22 protein-coding genes are annotated in these 21178 nt (G+C 57.5%); 6 read left to right on the top strand and 16 right to left on the bottom strand.

Annotated features, from left to right (window positions below; translation table 11 throughout):
• The first annotated feature begins 350 nt into the window (after positions 1 to 350).
• Positions 351 to 1403, top strand: coding sequence for a 3-deoxy-7-phosphoheptulonate synthase AroG (aroG, locus tag OQV00_RS18600; RefSeq protein WP_004859708.1), 1053 nt, complete (start codon positions 351 to 353; stop codon positions 1401 to 1403).
• A 95-nt stretch (positions 1404 to 1498) separates the two neighbouring features.
• On the opposite strand, the gene gpmA is transcribed toward aroG, so the two are convergent.
• From gpmA to modE, 7 genes are all read right to left on the bottom strand, one after another.
• Complete coding sequence (gpmA, locus tag OQV00_RS18595; RefSeq protein WP_004859709.1) at positions 1499 to 2251, bottom strand: 2,3-diphosphoglycerate-dependent phosphoglycerate mutase; 753 nt, start codon at positions 2249 to 2251, stop codon at positions 1499 to 1501.
• A 207-nt stretch (positions 2252 to 2458) separates the two neighbouring features.
• Positions 2459 to 3502, bottom strand: a complete 1044-nt coding sequence (galM, locus tag OQV00_RS18590; protein WP_104896163.1) for a galactose-1-epimerase — start codon at positions 3500 to 3502, stop codon at positions 2459 to 2461.
• Complete coding sequence (gene galK, locus OQV00_RS18585) at positions 3496 to 4644, bottom strand: galactokinase (protein WP_266279213.1); 1149 nt, start codon at positions 4642 to 4644, stop codon at positions 3496 to 3498. Before galK ends, galM begins: the two co-directional genes overlap by 7 nt.
• Positions 4645 to 4646: 2 nt before the next feature.
• Positions 4647 to 5693: a galactose-1-phosphate uridylyltransferase gene (gene galT, locus OQV00_RS18580; RefSeq protein WP_015584864.1), complete on the bottom strand. Its 1047-nt coding sequence runs from the start codon at positions 5691 to 5693 to the stop codon at positions 4647 to 4649.
• A 9-nt stretch (positions 5694 to 5702) separates the two neighbouring features.
• Complete coding sequence (gene galE / locus OQV00_RS18575) at positions 5703 to 6719, bottom strand: UDP-glucose 4-epimerase GalE (RefSeq protein ID WP_004859716.1); 1017 nt, start codon at positions 6717 to 6719, stop codon at positions 5703 to 5705.
• Between the two features lie 206 nt (positions 6720 to 6925).
• Complete coding sequence (gene modF / locus OQV00_RS18570; protein WP_032717173.1) at positions 6926 to 8401, bottom strand: molybdate ABC transporter ATP-binding protein ModF; 1476 nt, start codon at positions 8399 to 8401, stop codon at positions 6926 to 6928.
• Positions 8402 to 8468: 67 nt separating this feature from the next.
• On the bottom strand, positions 8469 to 9257 hold the full coding sequence (gene modE, locus OQV00_RS18565) for a molybdenum-dependent transcriptional regulator (protein WP_004859720.1): 789 nt from the start codon (positions 9255 to 9257) through the stop codon (positions 8469 to 8471).
• A gap of 153 nt (positions 9258 to 9410) precedes the next feature.
• Between modE and OQV00_RS18560 the strand changes: the two genes are divergently transcribed.
• The 4 genes from OQV00_RS18560 to modC all read left to right on the top strand — a co-directional run bounded on the left by OQV00_RS18560 (position 9411) and on the right by modC (position 12241).
• The gene (locus OQV00_RS18560; RefSeq protein WP_004859721.1) at positions 9411 to 9560 is read left to right on the top strand and encodes an AcrZ family multidrug efflux pump-associated protein; all 150 of its coding nucleotides are present in this window, start codon (positions 9411 to 9413) and stop codon (positions 9558 to 9560) included.
• Between the two features lie 157 nt (positions 9561 to 9717).
• A complete protein-coding gene (gene modA / locus OQV00_RS18555) occupies positions 9718 to 10491 on the top strand; it encodes a molybdate ABC transporter substrate-binding protein (protein WP_004859724.1) in 774 nt (257 codons plus the stop codon).
• Positions 10491 to 11180 (top strand): molybdate ABC transporter permease subunit, encoded by a 690-nt coding sequence (gene modB / locus OQV00_RS18550; RefSeq protein WP_004859726.1) that lies wholly within the window; start codon positions 10491 to 10493, stop codon positions 11178 to 11180. The genes modA and modB overlap by 1 nt, the downstream gene beginning before the upstream one ends.
• 2 nt (positions 11181 to 11182) lie before the next feature.
• Entirely contained in the window at positions 11183 to 12241 is a 1059-nt protein-coding gene (gene modC, locus OQV00_RS18545; RefSeq protein WP_015584861.1) for a molybdenum ABC transporter ATP-binding protein ModC, read from the top strand.
• On the opposite strand, the gene OQV00_RS18540 is transcribed toward modC, so the two are convergent.
• Complete coding sequence (locus OQV00_RS18540) at positions 12242 to 13060, bottom strand: pyridoxal phosphatase (protein ID WP_004859730.1); 819 nt, start codon at positions 13058 to 13060, stop codon at positions 12242 to 12244. It lies immediately after the preceding gene.
• A gap of 173 nt (positions 13061 to 13233) precedes the next feature.
• Here OQV00_RS18540 and pgl point away from each other — a divergent pair, with 173 nt between their 5' ends.
• Positions 13234 to 14229 (top strand): 6-phosphogluconolactonase, encoded by a 996-nt coding sequence (gene pgl, locus OQV00_RS18535; RefSeq protein WP_266279211.1) that lies wholly within the window; start codon positions 13234 to 13236, stop codon positions 14227 to 14229.
• A 138-nt stretch (positions 14230 to 14367) separates the two neighbouring features.
• Here the strand turns inward: pgl and OQV00_RS18530 are convergent, their stop codons facing one another.
• The 8 genes from OQV00_RS18530 to OQV00_RS18495 form a co-directional block, all read right to left on the bottom strand.
• A complete protein-coding gene (locus OQV00_RS18530; protein WP_004859734.1) occupies positions 14368 to 14997 on the bottom strand; it encodes an NrsF family protein in 630 nt (209 codons plus the stop codon).
• Complete coding sequence (locus OQV00_RS18525) at positions 14990 to 15541, bottom strand: sigma-70 family RNA polymerase sigma factor (RefSeq protein WP_004859737.1); 552 nt, start codon at positions 15539 to 15541, stop codon at positions 14990 to 14992. Before OQV00_RS18525 ends, OQV00_RS18530 begins: the two co-directional genes overlap by 8 nt.
• A gap of 17 nt (positions 15542 to 15558) precedes the next feature.
• Positions 15559 to 16797 (bottom strand): protein-disulfide reductase DsbD family protein, encoded by a 1239-nt coding sequence (locus OQV00_RS18520; RefSeq protein ID WP_015584860.1) that lies wholly within the window; start codon positions 16795 to 16797, stop codon positions 15559 to 15561.
• A gap of 15 nt (positions 16798 to 16812) precedes the next feature.
• Complete coding sequence (locus OQV00_RS18515) at positions 16813 to 17385, bottom strand: peroxiredoxin (protein ID WP_032716916.1); 573 nt, start codon at positions 17383 to 17385, stop codon at positions 16813 to 16815.
• Positions 17386 to 17575: 190 nt separating this feature from the next.
• Entirely contained in the window at positions 17576 to 18379 is an 804-nt protein-coding gene (locus OQV00_RS18510; RefSeq protein WP_065906039.1) for an anti-sigma factor family protein, read from the bottom strand.
• Positions 18376 to 18927 carry a sigma-70 family RNA polymerase sigma factor gene (locus OQV00_RS18505; RefSeq protein WP_228297630.1) on the bottom strand — a complete coding sequence of 184 codons (552 nt, stop codon included), beginning with the start codon at positions 18925 to 18927 and terminating at the stop codon, positions 18376 to 18378. The genes OQV00_RS18510 and OQV00_RS18505 overlap by 4 nt, the downstream gene beginning before the upstream one ends.
• The gene (locus OQV00_RS18500; protein ID WP_064357233.1) at positions 18914 to 19465 is read right to left on the bottom strand and encodes a tetratricopeptide repeat protein; all 552 of its coding nucleotides are present in this window, start codon (positions 19463 to 19465) and stop codon (positions 18914 to 18916) included. The genes OQV00_RS18505 and OQV00_RS18500 overlap by 14 nt, the downstream gene beginning before the upstream one ends.
• A gap of 293 nt (positions 19466 to 19758) precedes the next feature.
• Positions 19759 to 21042, bottom strand: coding sequence for a putative acyl-CoA thioester hydrolase (locus OQV00_RS18495; RefSeq protein WP_015584856.1), 1284 nt, complete (start codon positions 21040 to 21042; stop codon positions 19759 to 19761).
• Positions 21043 to 21178: the final 136 nt, after the last annotated feature.

The following is a 21178-nucleotide window of genomic DNA, read 5'->3' as shown; positions in this document are numbered from 1 at the left end:
AATCAGGCGTCTGTTCCATCAGCCAATGTCGATAGGGCAAGGTACGGCGGCATGTGTCTGCAACAAGCCGCAAATGAGGCAACAATAGGGTGAAAGCACGGGGAGACGGAGTAATGTCGAATCATTTCCCCGTCAATGCAATATATAATATTTAAATATGATAATTTTTCAGAGTATAAAACTGATATTAAGGCTCTTTTTTTCGCCATTGTTATGGTTTGTATTGTTTTTATCTGTTTAATCAGTGAATTACCCTTGTGACTGTAAAATTCTGTTTACACTTTTCTGACGGCGAGTTAGATTGAAAGCATTGCACACAATTGATTAAGTATGGCAACGCTGGAAAGAAAATGAATTATCAGAACGACGATTTACGTATTAAAGAGATCAACGAATTATTACCTCCCGTTGCCCTCCTGGAAAAGTTCCCCGCGACCGAAAATGCTGCTAACACCGTGGCGCACGCTCGTAAAGCGATCCATCAGATCCTGAAAGGCAACGACGATCGTCTGCTGGTGGTGATTGGCCCGTGTTCTATCCACGATCCTGCCGCTGCGAAAGAGTATGCTGAACGCCTGCTGACGCTGCGTGAAGAGCTGAAGGGCGAGCTGGAAGTGGTGATGCGCGTTTACTTTGAAAAACCGCGTACCACCGTTGGCTGGAAAGGGTTAATCAACGATCCGCATATGGATAACAGCTTCCGCATCAACGACGGCCTGCGCATTGCGCGTAAGCTGCTGCTGGAGATTAACGACAGCGGACTGCCTGCGGCGGGTGAATTCCTCGATATGATCACCCCGCAGTACGTCGCTGACCTGATGAGCTGGGGCGCCATCGGCGCACGCACCACGGAATCCCAGGTGCATCGCGAGCTTTCATCTGGCCTCTCTTGCCCGGTAGGTTTTAAAAACGGGACCGACGGGACAATAAAAGTGGCAATTGACGCGATCAACGCCGCCGGCGCGCCGCACTGCTTCCTGTCAGTGACCAAATGGGGCCATTCGGCGATTGTGAATACCAGCGGCAACAGCGACTGTCATATCATTCTGCGCGGTGGCAAAGAGCCGAACTACAGCGCGAAGCACGTTGCTGAAGTGAAGGTTGGGCTGGCGAAAGCGGGCCTGCCGGCGCAGATCATGATTGATTTCAGCCACGCAAACTCAAGCAAGCAGTTTAAAAAACAGATGGAAGTAGGCGCCGATGTTTGCCGGCAGATTGCCAGCGGCGAGCAGGCAATTATGGGCGTGATGATTGAAAGCCATCTGGTGGAAGGTAGCCAGAGCCTGGAGAGCGGCGTGCCGCTGGCCTATGGCAAAAGCATCACCGATGCCTGCATCGGCTGGGAAGATACCGATACCATCCTGCGTCAGCTGGCGGATGCGGTAAAAGCCCGTCGCGGTTAATCCGCCGCCTGGCCCGGCAGAGCGTCGCGACGCCGGGATTCAGAGCCAATAAAAAAGCGTGGACGAATCCACGCTTTTTTTATGGCTGGCGAAAATTATTTCGCTTTACCCTGGTTTGCTACCGCGGCGGCTTTTGCAGCGATTTCATCCGCATTGCCCAGATAGTAGTGTTTGATCGGTTTGAAGTTTTCATCGAACTCATAAACCAGCGGTACGCCGGTCGGGATGTTCAGTTCAAGGATTTCGTCTTCGCCCATATTGTCCAGGTACTTCACCAGCGCACGCAGGGAGTTGCCGTGAGCGGCGATAATCACGCGCTCACCGCTTTTCAGACGCGGCAGAATGGTTTCGTTCCAGTAAGGCACAACGCGCTCGATGGTCAGCGCCAGGCTTTCGGTTACCGGCAGCTCTTTATCGGTCAGTTTAGCATAACGCGGATCGTGGCCCGGGTAGCGCTCGTCGTCTTTGGTCAGCTCCGGCGGAGTAATGGCAAAGCCACGGCGCCACTGTTTAACCTGCTCATCACCGTATTTCTCAGCGGTTTCAGCTTTGTTCAGACCCTGCAATGCCCCGTAGTGACGCTCGTTCAGTTTCCAGGATTTCTCAACCGGCAGCCAGGCCTGATCCAGTTCATCCAGGACGTTCCACAGAGTATGGATGGCACGTTTCAGCACAGAGGTATAAGCAAAATCGAAGCTGAAGCCTTCGTCTTTCAGCAGTTTACCTGCCGCTTTTGCTTCACCTACGCCTTTCTCGGACAGATCGACGTCGTACCAACCGGTGAAACGGTTTTCATTGTTCCATTGGCTTTCGCCATGACGGACCAGTACCAGCTTAGTTACAGCCATACACTTACTCCTCAAGCTTTGTTTGAATGATAACAATTCTCATTATATTGCCGCAATTTGAGCCACGGCAATGCTTATCCCTAACCATAGCGAAAATAGTGGCTCAGTGTAAGATGCTTGTAAAACGGCGGTTATATTTTTGTCTGTAAGTGGCGTAATTTGCAGCAAAATGGCGAAAAAAAAGCCCTCCATCAGGAGGGCGGGGACTTATCGGGCAATAAACTGATATTCCGTCAGACTGACGTACTCCTCGCCCGGGCGCAATATGCAGTCGGGCTGGGGCCATTCCGGGTGATTGGGTGAATCCGGCAGAAATTCACTCTCCAGCGCCAGACCTTGCCAGTCGGCGTACGGCTGTTCGGTACGCGACGGCGTACCGCCCAGGTAATTACCAGAATAAAACTGCAGGGCAGGGGCGGAGGTATACACCGCCATCTGCAGTTGACCATCCTGAGACCAGACATGGGCCGCCGCCTTGCGGGCATCGCCTTTTGCCTGTAGCAGGAAAGCATGATCATACCCTTTGACTTTCTGCTGATCGGCATCGCGAAGAAAATCGACCGCTACGGTTTTCGGCGAGCGAAAATCGAAGCTGGTCCGGGCGACATCCTGCAAATGGCCGCCCGGAATACCGTCGCTCTCCACCGGCAGGTAGCTGTCGGCGAAAATTTGCAGCTGGTGGTTGCGGACGTCCGTCTGCCCACCGTCGAGGTTGAAGTAGACGTGGTTGGTCAGGTTGACCGGACAGGGCCTGTCAACCGTCGCACGATACTCAATAGCGATGCGGTTATCTTCAGTAAGACGGTAGTGCGCCGTGGCTTTCAGGTTGCCGGGAAAACCCTGGTCGCCGTCATCAGAAGCGAGGGCAAACAGCGCCTGATGTTCGTCGGCGCTAACGATCTGCCAGCGACGTTTGTCAAAGCCGTCTGGCCCGCCGTGCAGCTGATGACCGGCTTCGTTAGAAGGGGTCAGTTGGATCGTCTGGCCATCGAGAGTAAACCGGCTGTTGGCGATACGGTTGGCATAGCGGCCCACGGAGGCGCCGAGATAGGCCGCCTGGCGGGTATAGTTTTCCGGCGAAGCGCAGCCGAGCAGCGCTTCGCGTACTTCGCCGTTGGCCAGCGGTACCCGGGCGGATAATAATGTTGCGCCCCAGTCCATCAGCGTGACCAGCATCCCGGCATTATTCCGCAGGGTGATCAGATTCCACGGCTGCCCGTCCGGCGCCAGGTCTGTCGTTTGGTTTAGCACTGGCCGGCCCCCTGTGACGGTTTGCACACGTAGAAAGTCTCTTTGATGCTGGTTTTCGCTTCATACTGCTGCGCGACGGCTTGCTTAACGGTATCAACGCACTCTTCCGGCACCAGCGCCACGACGCAGCCGCCAAATCCGCCGCCGGTCATGCGTACGCCGCCTTTATCGCCGATGGTGGCTTTGACGATCTCCACCAGCGTGTCAATTTGCGGAACGGTAATTTCAAAATCATCGCGCATCGAGGCATGAGATTCCGCCATCAGTTCACCCATACGCTTGAGGTCGCCTTTTTCCAGCGCGGTGGCGGCTTCGAGCGTACGCGCATTTTCGGTCAGGACATGGCGGACGCGTTTCGCAACCACCGGATCCAGCTCATGGGCAACGGCATTGAACTCGGCGATTTTGACGTCGCGCAGCGCAGGCTGCTGGAAGAAACGCGCGCCGGTCTCACACTGTTCGCGACGGGTGTTGTATTCGCTACCGACCAGAGTACGTTTAAAATTACTGTTGATGATCACCACCGCGACGCCTTTCGGCATCGAGACGGCCTTGGTTCCTAATGTGCGGCAGTCAAGCAGCAGCGCGTGATCTTTCTTACCCAGCGCTGAGATAAGCTGGTCCATGATGCCGCAGTTGCAGCCGACGAACTGGTTCTCCGCTTCCTGGCCGTTGAGGGCAATTTGCGCCCCGTCCAGCGGCAGATGATACAGCTGCTGGAACACGGTTCCGACGGCCACTTCCAGCGAAGCGGAAGAGCTTAACCCCGCCCCCTGCGGCACATTACCGCTGATCACCAGATCGGCGCCGCCAAAATGGTTATTGCGCTTCTGCAGGTGTTTCACCACTCCGCGGACGTAGTTTGACCACTGTTGGGTCTCGTGGCTGACAATCGGCTTATCAAGGGAGAACTCGTCGCTCTGATTGTCATAATCGGCGGCAATCACCCGGACAATACGGTCCGTGCGCGGCGCGCAGCTGATCACCGTCTGATAATCAATCGCGCAGGGCAGCACGAAGCCGTCGTTGTAGTCGGTATGTTCGCCGATCAGATTGACGCGGCCCGGTGCCTGAATAACGTGGGTCGCAGGGTAGCCGAACTTTTCAGCAAACAGGGTTTGGGTTTTCTCTTTCAGACTCATTGTTATTCTCCGGATTCGCGAAAATGGACGTCGCTCACTGCCCGCAGGCGTTCGGCGGCTTGTTCAGCCGTCAAATCGCGCTGAGTTTCAGCCAGCATTTCGTAGCCGACCATAAATTTACGCACCGTCGCAGAGCGCAGCAGCGGCGGATAAAAGTGAGCGTGTAGCTGCCAGTGATTATTCTCTTCGTTATTAAACGGCGCCCCGTGCCAGCCCATGGAATAAGGGAATGAGCACTTGAACAGGTTGTCGTAACGGCTGGTCAGCTTTTTCAGCGCCAGCGCAAGATCGCTACGCTGGGCTGCGGTTAAATCGGTGAGGCGCTGAATGTGTGCCTTCGGCAGCAGCAGCGTCTCAAAAGGCCAGGCCGCCCAGTAAGGTACGACGGCCAGCCAATGTTCTGTTTCGACGACAGTCCGGCTGCCGTCGGCTAATTCGCGCTGAACGTAATCCACCAGCATCGGCGAACCCTGAGCGGCGAAATACTCTTTTTGCAAACGATCTTCGCGTTCCGCCTCATTTGGCAGGAAGCTGTTGGCCCAGACCTGGCCGTGCGGGTGCGGGTTGGAGCAGCCCATCGCCGCGCCTTTATTCTCAAACACCTGCACCCACGGATAGGTTTGGCCCAGCTCAGCCGTCTGTTCCTGCCACGTATTAACCACCTCTTCCAGCGCTTCAACGCTCAGCTCAGGCAGCGTTTTGCTGTGATCCGGCGAGAAGCAGATGACCCGGCTGGTGCCGCGTGCGCTTTGACAGCGCATCAGCGGATCGTCGCTATTCGGGGCATCGGGCGTGTCGGTCATCAATGCCGCAAAGTCATTGGTAAACACGTAGGTACCGGTGTAATTCGGGTTCGTGTCGCCGGTGACGCGGGTGTTACCCGGACACAGAAAACAATCCGGATCGTGCGCCGGCAAGGTTGCTTTTGCCGGCGTTTCCTGCGCCCCTTGCCAGGGGCGCCTGGCGCGATGCGGTGATACCAGAATCCACTGCCCGGTTAACGGGTTATAACGACGATGCGGATGGTCGACGGGGTTAAATACGCTCATGACGGTTCCTTAGTCTGGGTAACCCTGCGGATGACGGGACTGCCAGTGCCAGGTGTCCTGCGCCATCTCGTCAAGGTCGCGCGTAACGCGCCAGTTCAGCTCGCGGTCGGCCTTTTCGGCATCCGCCCAGTAGGCCGGGAGGTCGCCATCGCGGCGCGGCGCGAAGTGGTAATTAACAGGTTTGCCGCAGGCTTTACTGAAGGCATTGATCACGTCGAGGACGCTGCTGCCGACGCCTGCGCCGAGGTTATAAATGTGTACGCCTTCGCGGCCCGCCAGTTTTTCCATCGCCGCAACGTGGCCGTCGGCGAGGTCCATGACGTGGATATAGTCGCGTACGCCGGTACCGTCAGGGGTCGGATAATCATTGCCGAAAACGGCCAGCGATTCGCGACGACCAACGGCCACCTGCGCGATATAAGGCATCAGGTTGTTCGGGATACCCTGCGGATCTTCGCCCATGTCGCCTGACGGATGCGCGCCGACCGGGTTGAAGTAACGCAGCAGCGCAATGCTCCAGTCCGGCTGGGCCTTTTGCAGGTCGGTCAGAATTTGTTCGACCATCAGCTTGCTTTTGCCATACGGGCTCTGCGGCGTACCGGTCGGGAAGCTTTCGACATAAGGGATCTTCGGCTGATCGCCGTAGACGGTCGCGGAGGAGCTAAAAATAAAGTTCTTCACGCCAGCGGCGCGCATGGCGGAAACTAATTTAAGTGTACCGGTGACGTTATTGTCGTAGTATTCCAGCGGCTTCGCGACGGATTCGCCGACGGCTTTCAGGCCGGCAAAGTGGATCACTGCTTCAATAGCGTGATCGTGCAGAATTTCCGTCATCAGCGCTTCATTACGAATATCGCCTTCGACAAAGGTGGCTGTTTTCCCGCCGAGACGTTCAATGACCGGCAATACGCTGCGCTTACTGTTGCAGAGATTGTCGAGAATAATCACTTCATGTCCCTGCAGCAGCAGTTGAACGCAGGTATGACTTCCAATGTAACCGCTACCACCTGTAACCAGTACTTTCATGATTCGCTCCAATAGGCTTATCGTGTGTGATGAAGATAGCATATCAAAGAAGTGGAAAGTGTGACACAGGCCAAATTGGTGGAATCGCTTACACTAAAAGACACAATGCGATATTTTTACTTTTTAGTGTTTAAAAACAGCATGTTGATTGTTTTTCTGGTTATTTCTCTGAAAAAAAACAGGGGGGCATGGCCCCCTGTTTTGGCTCAGTCCGTGAGTGGACCGACCTGATAAGTGTAACCGTCTCCACTGCGCACAAACTCCAGACGATGGGTAATGCAGTCCGGCGCATCTTCGGCGTGATGGGAGACAAACAGCAGCTGAGTGGCACCTTCGCTAATCAAAACATCCACGAAGCGCCGTACCAGCTGACGGTTAAGCGGATCCAGTCCCTGCAGGGGCTCGTCAAGAATCAACAGCGTCGGATGCTTCACCAGCGCCCGGACGATCAGCGCCAGCCGTTGTTGTCCCCAGGAGAGACTGTGGAACGGCGCATCGGCGGTACGTTTGTCGATTCCCAGTATATCCAGCCAGTTCTGCACCAGCTTGCGCTGCTTATCAGAAACGGCCTGATAAATACCGATAGAGTCGAAATAACCCGACAGGATCACGTTGCGAACCGTGGTACTGACGCGGTACTCAAGATGCAGACTGCTGCTGACGTAGCCAATATGCTTTTTGATGTCCCAGATGGTTTCACCGCTGCCGCGGCGGCGGCCAAAGAGGGTCAGGTCGTTGCTGTAGCCCTGCGGATGGTCGCCGGTCACCAGACTGAGCAGGGTCGATTTCCCGGCGCCGTTGGGACCGACGATCTGCCAGTGCTCACCGGGGTTAACCGTCCAGCTCAGGCGCTCGATGATCGGCCGGTCGTTGTATGACACCACGCCATCCCGCAGGACAATGCGCGGGGCCCCGGCGTCGAGAGCATGGCGGGCGGCGGGGGCGTCTGGTTCCGGTAAGCTCATGCCAGCCAGTTTTTCACTGTGCGCCAGCTGGGCAATCAGCGCCTGTTGCAGCAGCGCCTGCTTTTCGCCGGTTTCGCTCAAGGTGCAATCGGCCAGCACGCCGGCAAACTGGACAAACGACGGGATTTCGTCGAAGCGGTTGAGTACCAGGACCAGCGTGAGCCCTTCGAGGTGCAACCGCGCCAGCAGCCCGGCAAGCTGCTGGCGGGAAGCCACGTCCAGGCCGTCAAACGGCTCATCGAGAATCAACAGGTCCGGCTGCGTCATCAGCGCCTGACAGAGCAGCGTTTTACGCGTTTCTCCGGTGGAGAGGTATTTAAAGCGGCGCTGGAGCAAAGAAGTAATGCCAAACAACTCCGCCAGACGCGCGCAGCGGGCGGCGTCTTTGGACTCTTCCTGAATAATCTCTTCCGTCGTGCGGCCGGTGTCCTCTTCGCCTGGGCTGAGTAGGTCCGTATTGTTGCGTTGCCATTCATCGCTGACCAGCTTCTGCAGCTGTTCGAAGGAGAGGCGGGTTACCCGGGAAAAGCGGTTTTCATACTGGCCGGACAGCAGGGTGAGCTCACCGGACAGCGCGCGAGCCAGCGCCGACTTCCCGCTGCCGTTGCTGCCGACGAAGGCCCAGCTCTCGCCAGCGCCAACGGTGAGGTGCTCGATTTTTAACGTTTTTGTGTCGCTCAGGCGAAACGTGCCTTGCGAAATTTGCAATGATGACATTGTGTATCCCACTTTTTGCAGCGATTTGCCACAGGGATACGACGTCACGCGCGCAATGTCAATGCCGTCAGCATAACGTGGCGAGAATGATTCGATCGGCATTAAAATATGCTATCGCCTCAGCACCTTCTGCCAGTTTTCGGGTCTGTTCCAGCGGTAGGGTGGCGCACAAACTCTGGCCATCAGGCAGCGCCATCAGCACTTCACACTGTTCCGGGCCGTATTCGATATGGCTGATCCGCCCGGCGAGTTGGTTATCGGCCTCTTTGGCAACCGCCGGATCCTGAGTCATCCCCACCCAGGGAGCCTTCAGTAGCACCAGCACTTCCTGACCCTCATCCAGGCCAAGGCGCTCTGCGCTCTGCGCGGTGATAGCGACTTTTAAGCGGGTCTGACGATCGGCAAGGAGCACGTCGACATGCTGCTGTACCTGCTGGTGGTCGCGGCCGGTGATAGTACCAAACCACTGGTTACGCGCGCTGGTCTGCAGCGAGAAGCGCGAAATAGCGGCCAGCAGGCTGTCGAGAGGCAGGGCATCGTCGTCGCTCAACACATCGAAAGCTTTTTGCTGAATTTGCGCCAGCAGATCGTACAGCTGGATCAGCCGCTGTCCGTAGCGGGTCAGCACGGCGCCGCCGCCGCCTTTACCGCCGGTAGCCCTGTCCACCAGCGTCTGTTCGCTGAGCTGGTTCATCTCATTGATGGCGTCCCATGCGCTTTTATAGCTAATGCCCGCGTTTTTCGCGCCCTGGCTAATCGAACCGGTGGAATCGATCTGTTTTAACAGGGCGATACGACGCGGATCGGCAAACAGGCGCTGCTGTAGCTTGAGGGTCAGAAGAATTTCAGCCTGCATAATGATATCCTGGCAAAAAAGAGTATTGTGACCGATAGCGGGCATCTTGCAAGATGCATCTGTCGCCGTTATCGGCCAGCCACCGCACAAATGGGGCGTGTTTTTCCAGCTGAAGCGGTTACAATAAAGCATTCGTACTTTCTGGAGCCAACCATGTTAGAGCTATTGAAAAGTCTGGTTTTTGCCGTTGTCATGGTCCCGGTGGTGATGGCCATCATCCTCGGTCTGATTTACGGTCTGGGCGAAGTGTTTAACATCTTCTCCGGCGCAGGTCACAAAGATCGCGGCCAGCAGAACAACTGATTTCCCGGCGCCCGGTTTTCCGGGCGTTTTCATTTACTCGTTTTTTCTTTTTTTCACCCTCTTTTGATCCTCCTCTGGCTACCACCAATTCGCGCTGGGAAAACCCTGATCTTATCGTTATATTGTCATATACATAACGCAACTACAGGAGTTTCAGATGGCACGTCAATGGTTACGCTTGTTTGCCGGAGCGACGCTAACACTTTCCGTCGCAGGGCACGCGCTGGCAGAAGAAGGGAAAATTACGGTGTTTGCCGCGGCATCGTTAACGAATGCAATGCAGGATATTGCGAAGGCCTATAAGAAAGAGAAAAACGTCGATGTGGTCTCCTCGTTTGCCTCTTCATCCACGCTGGCACGGCAAATCGAAGCCGGCGCGCCTGCGGATCTGTTTATCTCTGCCGACCAGAAATGGATGGATTACGCGGTCGAGAAAAAAGCGATTGATACCGCCTCGCGTGCAACGCTGCTTGGCAACAGCCTGGTCGTTGTCGCGCCTGAAGCCAGCGCGCAGGGCGACATAGTGATTAACAACAAAACCGACTGGACCAGCCTGCTGAAAGGCGGCCGTCTGGCCGTTGGCGACCCGGAGCACGTGCCGGCAGGTATCTACGCCAAAGAAGCGCTGCAAAAACTGGGTGCCTGGGAGACGCTGGCGCCGAAACTGGCACCGGCTGAAGACGTGCGCGGAGCGCTGGCGCTGGTTGAGCGTAACGAAGCCCCGCTGGGTATCGTCTACGGTTCCGATGCGGTGGCGAGCAAAGGTGTGAAAGTGGTCGGGACGTTCCCGGAAGATTCGCACAAGAAAGTTGAATACCCGCTGGCTATCGTCGACGGGCATAAAAATGCCACCGTCACCGGATTTTACGACTACCTGAAAGGACCGCAGGCGGCCGCCATCTTCAAACAATACGGATTTACCACCCGCTAATGATTTTAAGCGATCCCGAATGGCAGGCGGTACTGCTGAGCCTGAAAGTCTCATCCCTGGCGGTGGTGTTAAGCTTACCTTTTGGGATTTTTATCTCATGGCTGCTGGTGCGGCGCAATTTCCCCGGAAAGGCGCTGCTCGACAGTATTATCCACCTGCCGCTGGTGCTGCCGCCGGTGGTGGTGGGGTACCTGCTGTTGATTGCCATGGGTCGGCGCGGTTTTATCGGCAGCTGGCTATATGACTGGTTCGGTTTGACCTTTGCCTTCAGCTGGCGCGGGGCGGTGTTGGCGGCGGCGGTCATGTCCTTTCCGCTGATGGTGCGGGCCATTCGTCTGGCGCTGGAAGGGGTGGACGTGAAGCTGGAACAGGCGGCGCGAACTCTGGGGGCGGGCCGTTGGCGGGTGTTTTTTACGATAACGCTGCCGCTGACGCTGCCGGGCATTATCGTCGGTACCGTTCTGGCCTTCGCCCGTTCGCTAGGGGAGTTTGGCGCCACTATTACCTTTGTCTCCAATATCCCGGGAGAAACGCGCACTATTCCTTCGGCGATGTATACCCTGATTCAAACCCCCGGCGGCGAAGGGGCCGCCGCGCGCTTATGTTTGATTTCCATCGTGCTGGCGCTGGTTTCGCTGCTGGTTTCTGAATGGCTGGCGCGGCTCAGCCGCGTGCGGACGGGGAAATAACCATGCTTGAACTCCATTTTACCCAGACGCTGGGCAGCCACTGCCTGAGTATCGATGAAACGCTGCCTGCCAGCGGCATCACCGCCGTTTTTGGCGTCTCCGGCGCAGGCAAAACCTCCCTGATTAATGCCATCAGCGGCCTGACCCGGCCGCAGAAAGGGCGAATTGTGCTCAACGGCAGGGTTTTAAATGACACGGAAAAACGCATCTGCCTGGCCCCGGAAAAGCGGCGTGTTGGCTATGTGTTTCAGGATGCACGCCTGTTTCCGCACTATAAGGTGCGCGGCAATCTGAAGTACGGCATGGCGAAAAGTATGGCCGGTCAGTTTGATAAACTGGTGGCGCTGCTCGGTATCGAACCGCTGCTTGATCGCCTGCCGGGGGGGCTGTCCGGCGGAGAAAAGCAGCGTGTGGCGATTGGCAGAGCGCTTCTCACCGCACCTGAGCTGTTGCTGCTTGATGAGCCGCTGGCTTCGCTGGATATCCCTCGTAAACGTGAGCTTCTGCCGTACCTGCAGCGGCTGGCGCGGGAAATACATATCCCGATGCTCTACGTCAGCCACTCGCTTGATGAGATTCAACATCTGGCGGATAAGGTGCTGGTGCTGGAGGAGGGGAGCGTCAAAGCCTTTGGCGATCTGGAGGAGGTATGGAGCAGCAGCGTGATGCATCCGTGGCTGCCGCCGGATCAGCAGAGCACAATACTGAACGTGTCCGTTGCCGCACAGCATCCCCGTTATGCCATGACCGCGCTGGCGCTGGGCGAGCAGCAGATCTGGGTGAACTATCTCGATCGGCCAATCGGCGAGGCGACGCGAATTCGCATTCAGGCCTCCGACGTCTCGCTGGTGCTCGAACAGCCGCAGCAGACCAGCATTCGCAATATTTTGCCGGCGCGGGTCGTGCAGTGTCTTGAAACACACGGACAGATCGAAGTGCAGCTGAACGTCAGCGGCCGTCCGCTGTGGGCGCGCATCAGCCCGTGGGCCAGAGATGACCTGGGGGTCACGCCAGGTCAATGGCTGTATGCGCAGATTAAAAGCGTATCGATTGCCGCCTGATTACAGCAGGTTGCGGTTGATGAAGTCGGCAATACTGTTGCTTTCGTTTTCGCCAATGACCACGTTGGCGCGCGCTTTGACTTCCTCAACCGCATTGCCCATCGCTACGCCGGTTCCGGCGGCTTCCAGCATGCTGAGGTCATTATAGTTATCGCCAAAGGCCACCACGTCCTGCATGGACAGGCCCTGTGCTTCCACCCACTGCGTCAGGCGCTTGCCTTTGCTGTTGCCCGCGCGGGCGATATCGACCTGATCGTGCCACGACCATTCGCACTCCAGACCCAGCGTCTGACCCACATCAAGGGCGAACTGCTGCAGCTTAGGTATATCTTCATCGGTGAGGGCAAACTTCCACACCGACTCGACGTCGCGGGCGGCCTGCGCCAGCGAAGCGACTTGGGTGAACACCGGACGCTGCTCGACGGGCAGCGACTGTGCCCAGCGGCTAGTACGGATAACGTGCCCGGTCGGACGTTCATAGAGCATTGCGTCGTCGACATACATCAGGCCGTGAATATCGTGCGCGGCGAGCATATCGGTCAGGCTCAACGCTTTATCAACCGGCATCGGATCGGACTGCAGAACCTTTTTTGCCTGATAATCATACAAATAAGTGCCATTACAACAAATTGCAGGTGTATCCAGAGCCAGTGCCTGATAAAAAGGATGGATAGCGACGTGATGTCGGCCAGTGACGACGATCACCTGGAACCCTGCCGCTCTGGCGCGGGCCAGGGCTTCCAGCGAGGCGGGCAGGATAGTTTTGTTGGAGGTGAGCAGGGTGCCGTCTAAATCCAGTGCAATCACGCGTGATGTCATGTGTTGTTTCCGGTTAATGATGAAAAAATTGCCTGGCATGATGGTACACCGCTATGCCTGCGGGGCAAATTTTTCAGCATCTACCGTTAAAAGAGTCTATACATTGCATCAGCTCAGCAGCTTGATGAATGAAATGTATACGTTTTCCCTGTGCAGTGAGGAAAGGAGCAGTCATGAAACAAACCGTTTATACCGCCAGCCCGGAAAGCCAGCAGATTCATGTCTGGAGTCTCGATCTTGAGGGTAACCTGAAGCTTGTTCAGGTTGTGGATGCCCCGGGTCAGGTTCAGCCGATGGTGGTGAGCCCGAATAAAGAGTATCTCTACGTTGGCGTACGTCCGGAGTTTCGCGTCCTGGCTTACCGCATTGCGCCCGATAACGGCGCGCTGACTTTCGCCGGCGAAGCGGTGCTGCCGGGCAGCCCGACGCATATTTCGACCGATCATCAGGGCCGTTTTGTCTTCAGCGCGTCCTATAACGCCGGCTGCGTGAGCGTTACTCCGCTGATCGATGGTCTGCCGGGTGAAACGGTGGCCGTTGTGGAAGGGCTGGAAGGGTGTCACTCGGCCAATATTTCGCCCGACAACCGCACCCTGTGGGTCCCGGCGCTGAAACAGGATCGTATTTGCCTGTTTACCCTCAGCGATGATGGCTTCCTCGCGGCGCAAGAACCGGCGGAAGTGACCACCGTTGAAGGGGCTGGCCCGCGTCACATGGTGTTCCATCCGAATCAGCAATACGGCTACTGCGTGAATGAACTGAACAGCTCCGTTGACGTCTGGGAGCTGAAAGATCCGCATGGCGAAATTGAGTGCGTCCAGACGCTGGATATGATGCCCGCCGGTTTTACCGACGTACGCTGGGCGGCGGATATTCATCTGACGCCGGATGGCCGTCATCTGTACGCCTGTGACCGTACCGCCAGCATCATCACCATTTTCAGCGTATCCGAAGATGGCAGCGTGCTGTCCATTGAAGGGTATCAGCCGACGGAGGCGCAGCCGCGCGGTTTCAATCTCGATCACAGCGGTAAATATCTGATCGCTGCGGGGCAGAAATCACACCATATTGCGGTCTATGAGATCGTCGGTGAGCAGGGGCTGCTGACAGAGAAAGGGCGCTATGCCGTCGGTCAGGGGCCAATGTGGGTGGTCGTTAACGCTTACTAAGTTGCAGAGATAAAAAACCTCGCCGCGGCGAGGTTTTTTTATCGGTTAGCGTAGTCTGAAGCGCCGGCAAACAAAGTGCCATCAACCTGATGGATGACCAGACCCGATAGCGCAGCGATGAGCGGTAGAGAACGCCCGCTAATCCAGCGCCACCCAGCGCCTGCCAACCAACACCGTCAGCGCCACGATTGTGACTATCGCCGCCAGATGCATGACAAAATCCATCGGGTGCAGATGCACCGGATGGCAAAACGCCAGCAGGCTGACCGCCATGCTGGCAATGCCCAGTCCCGCCATTGCCAGGCTGCGCACCGGATGCAGCGTTCGGGTGCGGCGCAGACTGGCGATCATCAGCGCCATCATTGGCGTGCTGACCACCAGCAAAAAGGTAAAGCAGGGCGTGCTGTCGCTCTCCGCCACCCGCAGCGCCGGATAGGGAATGCTGCTGATACTCAACCCCAGCCACATCAGCCCAATCGGCAGCAGGGCTTTCCAGCTGAGCGAACGCCGGCCGGCAATGCTCATCGTGAAGGCGCTGCGAATCGCCAGCGCGCCGAGCACAAAAGCCAGCAGCAGCTGCACCACCGCCAGAGGGGCGCCGGGCTGTGACCAGTCGGTCGGACTGCGTTGCACAAGGAAACTGGCGGCAACCGCGCACGGCAGCGCCGCTGCCAGCCAGGTCAGAACCCGCCTGCCGGTCGACGGCAGGCGTTTCACCGGCCGCATGTCGCGCCCCAGTTTGTCAATTAACAGGTCATGATTAGTCATGATGAGCTCCAAAACGGCGCAGGTTTTTCAGCGCCCGATGCAGCAGCGATTTCACTGCGGCGACACTCAGATTATTATGTGCAGCGGCTTCCGTCAGGCTCATTTCGCGCAGATGGACATGCTCCACAATGGCTCGTTGGCGGGAGGGGAGCTGGCGCAAATAGCCCGCCAGCTCCTCCCGACTATCCCGCTTTTGCGGATCTGCTGACGTTGCCGGTTCCGGCAGCGTCTCTTCGGGGATCTCCCACTGCTGATAGCGGCCGCGACGGCGCAGCGCATCAACGGCCCGCGCCGAAATAATCGCCATCAGCCAGGGCAAAAAAGGGTAGCTCGGATCGTAGGTATGGCGTACCCGATGCACCGTCAGCAGCACATCCTGAATCACATCTTCGACTAACGCGTCGTCGGCGATTCGCTTACGTATCTGCGAACGAATGACCGGAACCAGCGCTTTTAACAGCCGGGTGTAGGCGAGCTGATCGCCCGCCTGCGCCTGCTCCATTAGCGCGGGCCAGCTTTCACGCGCGCTGTCGTTTATTTCCATAATCCGCCTTGTTGCGTTTATGCTTTTTTGCCGGTTGCCTGGTTCAGGGCGTTCACGACGATGCCCGGAGTCAGGAGCTGCGGCAGTACTTTCGGCGGCCCGCCATCGGCAGGATAGACCACGTACAGCGGCAGACCGCCCTGACCAAATTGATTCAGCGCATCATCGACGTCCGGATTAAATTTAGTCGAGTCTGCCACCATATACAGCGTCCCGGTTTTTGCCAGCGCCTCTTTTACGGCCTGGGTTGAAAGCGATGTCTTTTCGTTAACCTGGCAAGTGATACACCAGGAGGCGGTGAAGTTAACAAAGATCGCTTTGCCGTGGCCGCGCTGCGCCTCGACAGCCTGCGGCGTCCATTTTTCCGCAGCGGTTTCGGCGGTCGCGACAGTCTGTGCGCCGGGCGACACGGAATCAGCCTGAATCAGACCGACCAGCGGGGCAATAACCGCGACGGCGAGCAGGCCGGTGACGGCGAACAGGCGCTTATGCCCTTTGCCCTGAAAGCGGCGCTGCTGGGCGATACCATAGAGCCAGGCAGCAAAGCTCAGCACCACGGAGGCCGCCAGTAGCGTCGCCAGCGCGCTGCTACCGGCCTGCTGCGCCAGCACCCAAACCAGCCAGGCGTAAGCGCCGAACATCGGAAAGGCCAGCGCACGTTTAAGAATATCCATCCACCCGCCAGGACGGGGGAGGAGAGAAGCCAGCGCCGGAAACAGTGAGACGAGGGTGAACGGAGCGGAAAAGCCGAGCGCGAGGGCAAAAAACACGACCAGCGCGGTGGCCGGCGGCTGCACCAGCGCATAGCCAATCGCACTGGCCATAAACGGCGCCGCGCACGGGGTTGCAACGACGATTGCCAGCGCGCCGGTCATCGCCGAGCGTAAAAAGGCGCCGCGGCCAATATCCAGAGCGCCGACACGCTGCGCCGATAGCCCGACCTCGAACACCCCCAACAGGTTCAGCGCAGCGGCGAGGATCACCAGCGAAAGCAGGGCAATCACCAGCGGCGATTGCAGCTGGAACCCCCAGCCGACAGCGACGCCGCCGGCGCGTGCAGCCAGCAGAACACCGGCCAACAGCATCATGGTGACCATCACACCAAGTAAAAAAGCCAGCCCTTCGCGACGAGCGCCCACGGCGTTATCCGCATGGCGCAGAAGCCCGAGCGCTTTCAGGGAGATGACCGGAAAAACGCAGGGCATAAAGTTGAGTATGATGCCGCCAATAAAGGCGGCCAGCATGGCGGTGAGCATCGCTGGCCTCTTCGCTTAGTGGGTTTGCGGGTGGGCGGCGTCGTACTGCTTGACGGCGGCCAGGGTCTTCTCAATATGGGCATCCGGATTTCGATCGGTGTAGCTGAGCAGAATCGTGTTGTCCGGCGCAATGACAAATGAAGTCCGGTCAGAAACGGTCTTACCTTTCATCTCCATCAGCGTTTGATACTGCGCGGCGACTTTTGCCCCCGGATCCGCGGCGACGGCGAACTTATCGCGGCACTCCAGTTTAGAGAAATCGCTGACCTGATCGGTGTTACCGGCGGTGACGCCGATGACGGTAGCGCCCATTTTGTTAAATTCATCGGTGGCTTCGGCGAAAGCGTGGGCCTCAATGGTGCAGCCGGCGGTAAATGCCGCCGGGAAGAAATAGAGCACCACCGGCCCCTTTTGCAAAGCCTGCTGCAGGGAGAAGGCGATCGGTTTACCGGCTAAGGCGCCCTGCAGTTCGAAAGCAGGGGCTTTTGCGCCGACGGGCAGCGCCGCGCCGGCGTTAAACGCGGTGGCGGACAGGCCAAGCGCGACGGTCAGGGTCAAAGAACGAGCAAGGTTTTTCATCAGTTTCATTATTAGCTCCAGCGATGTCAGGGCGTTCTGGTCAGGTGACTCTGCTATACAGTTCGCCGGAGTGAGAAAGAAAGTTTCGCCGGGTGAAAAATATTTAGCGGCCGGATGCGATGGCCGACGGCAGTTCTCAGCGATGTTGAGCGAATCATCGCCCGCTATCGCCGGTCATCGCCCCGAAGGGCGACGTTGCCTATGACAGTAAGTCCTGCAGTTTGCGGGCGTTATCGTGCAATTGTGCGCGAGGATTGCGGCCAATCAGCACGAACTGATATCCGTTAGCGCGCCACCAGGCGAGGTTCATGTCGTGCCGCCGTTCCGCGACTATCCTGGTCTCGTTTTGCGGGCTGGCCGCAGAGATGCACAGCGCCATCGGCCCATACGCCGCGTGAATCCAGGCGATCTGCGCAATGGTGGTGCGCTCGTAACGCAGAATGCGCACCATTTTTAGCTCGGCGCCCGGCAGCGCAAGCTGCTGCGGGTTGAGCGCTAAACCGATATCTTCGGCGGTGCGCGTCAGGCCGCGCTGTAATATCGCCGGTGAACTGTCCATATCGAGCAGGGTTTCCGCGCTATACAGCGACATGTAACGGGCCTCGAGATCGCGAATGTTTTCGCTCTCATCAGGTTCGCCGGGAGCGGGACGGGCCAGATAGCCTAAGCCGCTGCCGATCAGTAAAAACGCGAGCGAGGCGGCAATCATGGCGCGGCGGCTAAAGACCGGGGGAGGTGCAGCGCTGTCCGGCGCGGGCATTGCCGCCAGATGGGCATCAAGTCGGTTCTGCATGCGCGCGACGGGGGCCTGTTCCAGCAGCGGGGCAAACGCCTGCTGATAATTCCGCGGGATGCTCTTCAGTTCGGCGGTGCGCGCGGCCAGCTGCCGATCCTCTCTGAAGGCGGCTTCAAAGCGGAGAGCGTCGGGAGCGCTCATTTCGCCATCCAGCCAGGCAATAATGGCCTCATCGCCATAGGGCGGAGTAAAAAAGGATGATTTCACAGGCGTTTCTCCCTGGCTGCAGCGGCGGTAGCGGGCGTTTTTGCCAGCGTCGATCGCGCCGCCGCCAGCCGGCTCATCACCGTACCGATGGGGACCGATAGCGTATCGGCCGCCTCCTGATAGGTAAAACCTTCAACATAAACTAAAAACACCGCGTTGCGCTGGGCTTCCGGCAGGGCGCTGACCCGGCGCATAAGTTGCTGATACTGGCGATGATCTTCATTCATTTCGCGGTCGTCGGTGGCAAGCTGCGGGGCGTTTTCGACGAAGCCTTGCCCCATTCGGACGTGACGCGCCCGCAGCTCGGAAATCCAGATGGAGTGGAGAATGGTGAACAGCCACCGGTCGATGCGGGTGCCCGGCGTAAACTGCGCGCTCCGTTCGAGCGCGCGAACACAGGTTGACTGAACCAGCTCTTCGGCAATATCGCGATTGTGCGACAGAATCAGCCCGTAGCGCCAAAGACGGGCCAGATGTGCGGCAAGCTGTGAGCGAACGTCGCTGGTGGTAATTTTTTTACCCTCGCGGTGGGCTTCAGGATTCCGGATGTCCGTTAATGGCGGCCTGCAAATCGCGATACTCCTCGCAGCTTTGACCGCAAATCCCGGAAATCACTTTCAGCTGTTCCTGCGCCAGATCCCGGCGGCCTTTTACCATCCACGCTTCGCCAAGATATTCACGCGCTTTGGCGTAGTTCGGCTCAAGCGCCAGCGCGCGCTGATAATAGCCAATCCCTTCATCCGTCCGTCCGAGCTTACGGGTGGCATAGCCGCGGTAGTTCCAGGCTTCGGCGGTATTGCCGTTTTTCAGCGAATCCAGCAGGTTCAGTGCCGCCTGATATTGCCCTTTTTTCGCCAGATGATAGGCGTAGTTGGTTTTATCCTGATCGCTAAGACTGCTGGTTTTATCCGGGACGCACTGCTTGCTGACGCTGTCATATACCTGCCCGCTGGGGCAGTCCGGCGTTTTGCTCTGGGTGCTGTTATCGCCCATGGCGAATGACGGCGATGCATATAACAAACATAGCAGTGCCGGGACCATTAAGCGGCGCGAAGCCGGCAGAATTGATGAGATAAGGGTGTTCATTTTTCGTCTCCAGGAGCAACGATGCGGGTAACCCGGCGGCCTCCCTGTCGGGGGGAACCGTGCCGGATGGCCGTTGTGTTCTTACAGAGAGTAAACGCATCAGCGGGGATATTTATTCGCCAGAAAACGCTATTTTTTGCACGCGTAAGAGAAGCGGCTGCGCTAGCGATGAATTGAGGAGGCGGAGCGGAGGAAAAATGCAGAGGGGTAAGTCGCGAAAGAGAACGTCGCTCAGAAAAAGAGAGGGAAAAAGAGAGAAAAAAGGGGGAGACGCGCTCCCCCCTCGTGAAGATTTACTGCTTCGGTTCGGCGACAACCACGCTGCCCACGCCGCGGTTATTGTATTCCCACATGCGGTTGAAGCTGCTGTCGTTGAGATTACGTTGCGGCACGCCCTTCGCATCTACGGCGCCGGTGTTACCGCTGAACGGGCGGCTGGAGATTGCCGCGTCGGCCCACGGTTTCGCCACGTTAAAGCCTTCATTGATGGCGCTGTCGCGGATTACCACCTGGCCACTGGTGGCGCTGTCGACATCGAGAGAGCGTCCCAGTTGCGCCACGCCGTCGCCGGAGGCGGTAAAGCGACTGTTCACGGCCAGGAAGCCGTAGGTAACGCTTTTCAGCGTTGCCGGTGCAAAGACGTAGGCTTCTTTCTGGGTGCGTGAATTCACGACGCGGAAATCGGTGTTATCAAACACGACGGCACCGCGGCCGGAAACGATATCAACATCGCCTTCAATGTAGCTGTTGCTCACCAGGGTACGGGTCTGGCGATCGTTTTGCAGACGGTTCTGCACGCCGCTGTTGGTGACGAAGAAGGTGTTCTGGCGACCCAGAATGTTGACGTTGTTAATCTGGACCTGGTCGCCATCGCTGCGCAGCGCAACGGCCTGGTGAGTCCCGGCATCCACGCTGTCGCCGAGGTTGTTGGCGATGGTCAGGTTTTGCAGCTGCAGACCATTGTTCTGCGACCAGAATACCGCTGAACACATCACGCCGACGGTGGCGGCGCGTTTGCTCTGGCAGCTGTCAAACATATACCACGCCGGTTTACCTGGCATATATTTACCGGCCGGGTTGACCAGGTGGCGCCAGGTGTTCACGTCCATCTCCGAGTCAATAGCCTGGCTGATTTTCACATCCAGCGGCTTCTCGCCGGTACCGTACAGCGTCAGCGCACCGGGTGCCGCAGGGACATAAACGGTACCCGTATATTCACCCGGCATAATCGCAATAAACTGACGACGATCGGAGTGGCGGGCGATAGCCGCATCAACCGCAGCCTGAATGGTGGTATGGGTCACGCCCTGAGCGCCCGCCGGGCCGACGACGAAGTCAGGCTGAGACGGTATGCTGATGGCTGCCGGGGTCCACGCCGCGGCGTTTGGATCCAGGGACTGGAAATAGCTTGCCGGCGTGAAGTTTTTCGCTTCATCAGCGGTCAACACAGGGCGAGAGACGGTGCCCGGCGCAGTCTGCGTCGAGGGCTGTTGATCGGCAGGGGTTGAGCTACAGGCGGATAACGTCACGCCAAAAGCCAGTGCCAGCGTCAGGCGGGAAACTGAGAATGTGTTCATGTTGCTCCGGGCAAGAATCAATTAACAAGACCTGTCATTCTTCAGGCTGCCTCTCTGTTGGCGTATTTGTTGATTTCCGCCGCAAAGCAACCCGAATGATTTGGGGAGGGCATTATACAAAAAACATGCAAGCGGC

Origin of the sequence: Klebsiella sp. DY2415, assembly GCF_026314315.1 — a bacterium.
Taxonomy (GTDB): Bacteria; Pseudomonadota; Gammaproteobacteria; order Enterobacterales; family Enterobacteriaceae; genus Klebsiella; species Klebsiella ornithinolytica.
This window is presented reverse-complemented; position numbering and strand designations above follow the sequence as displayed.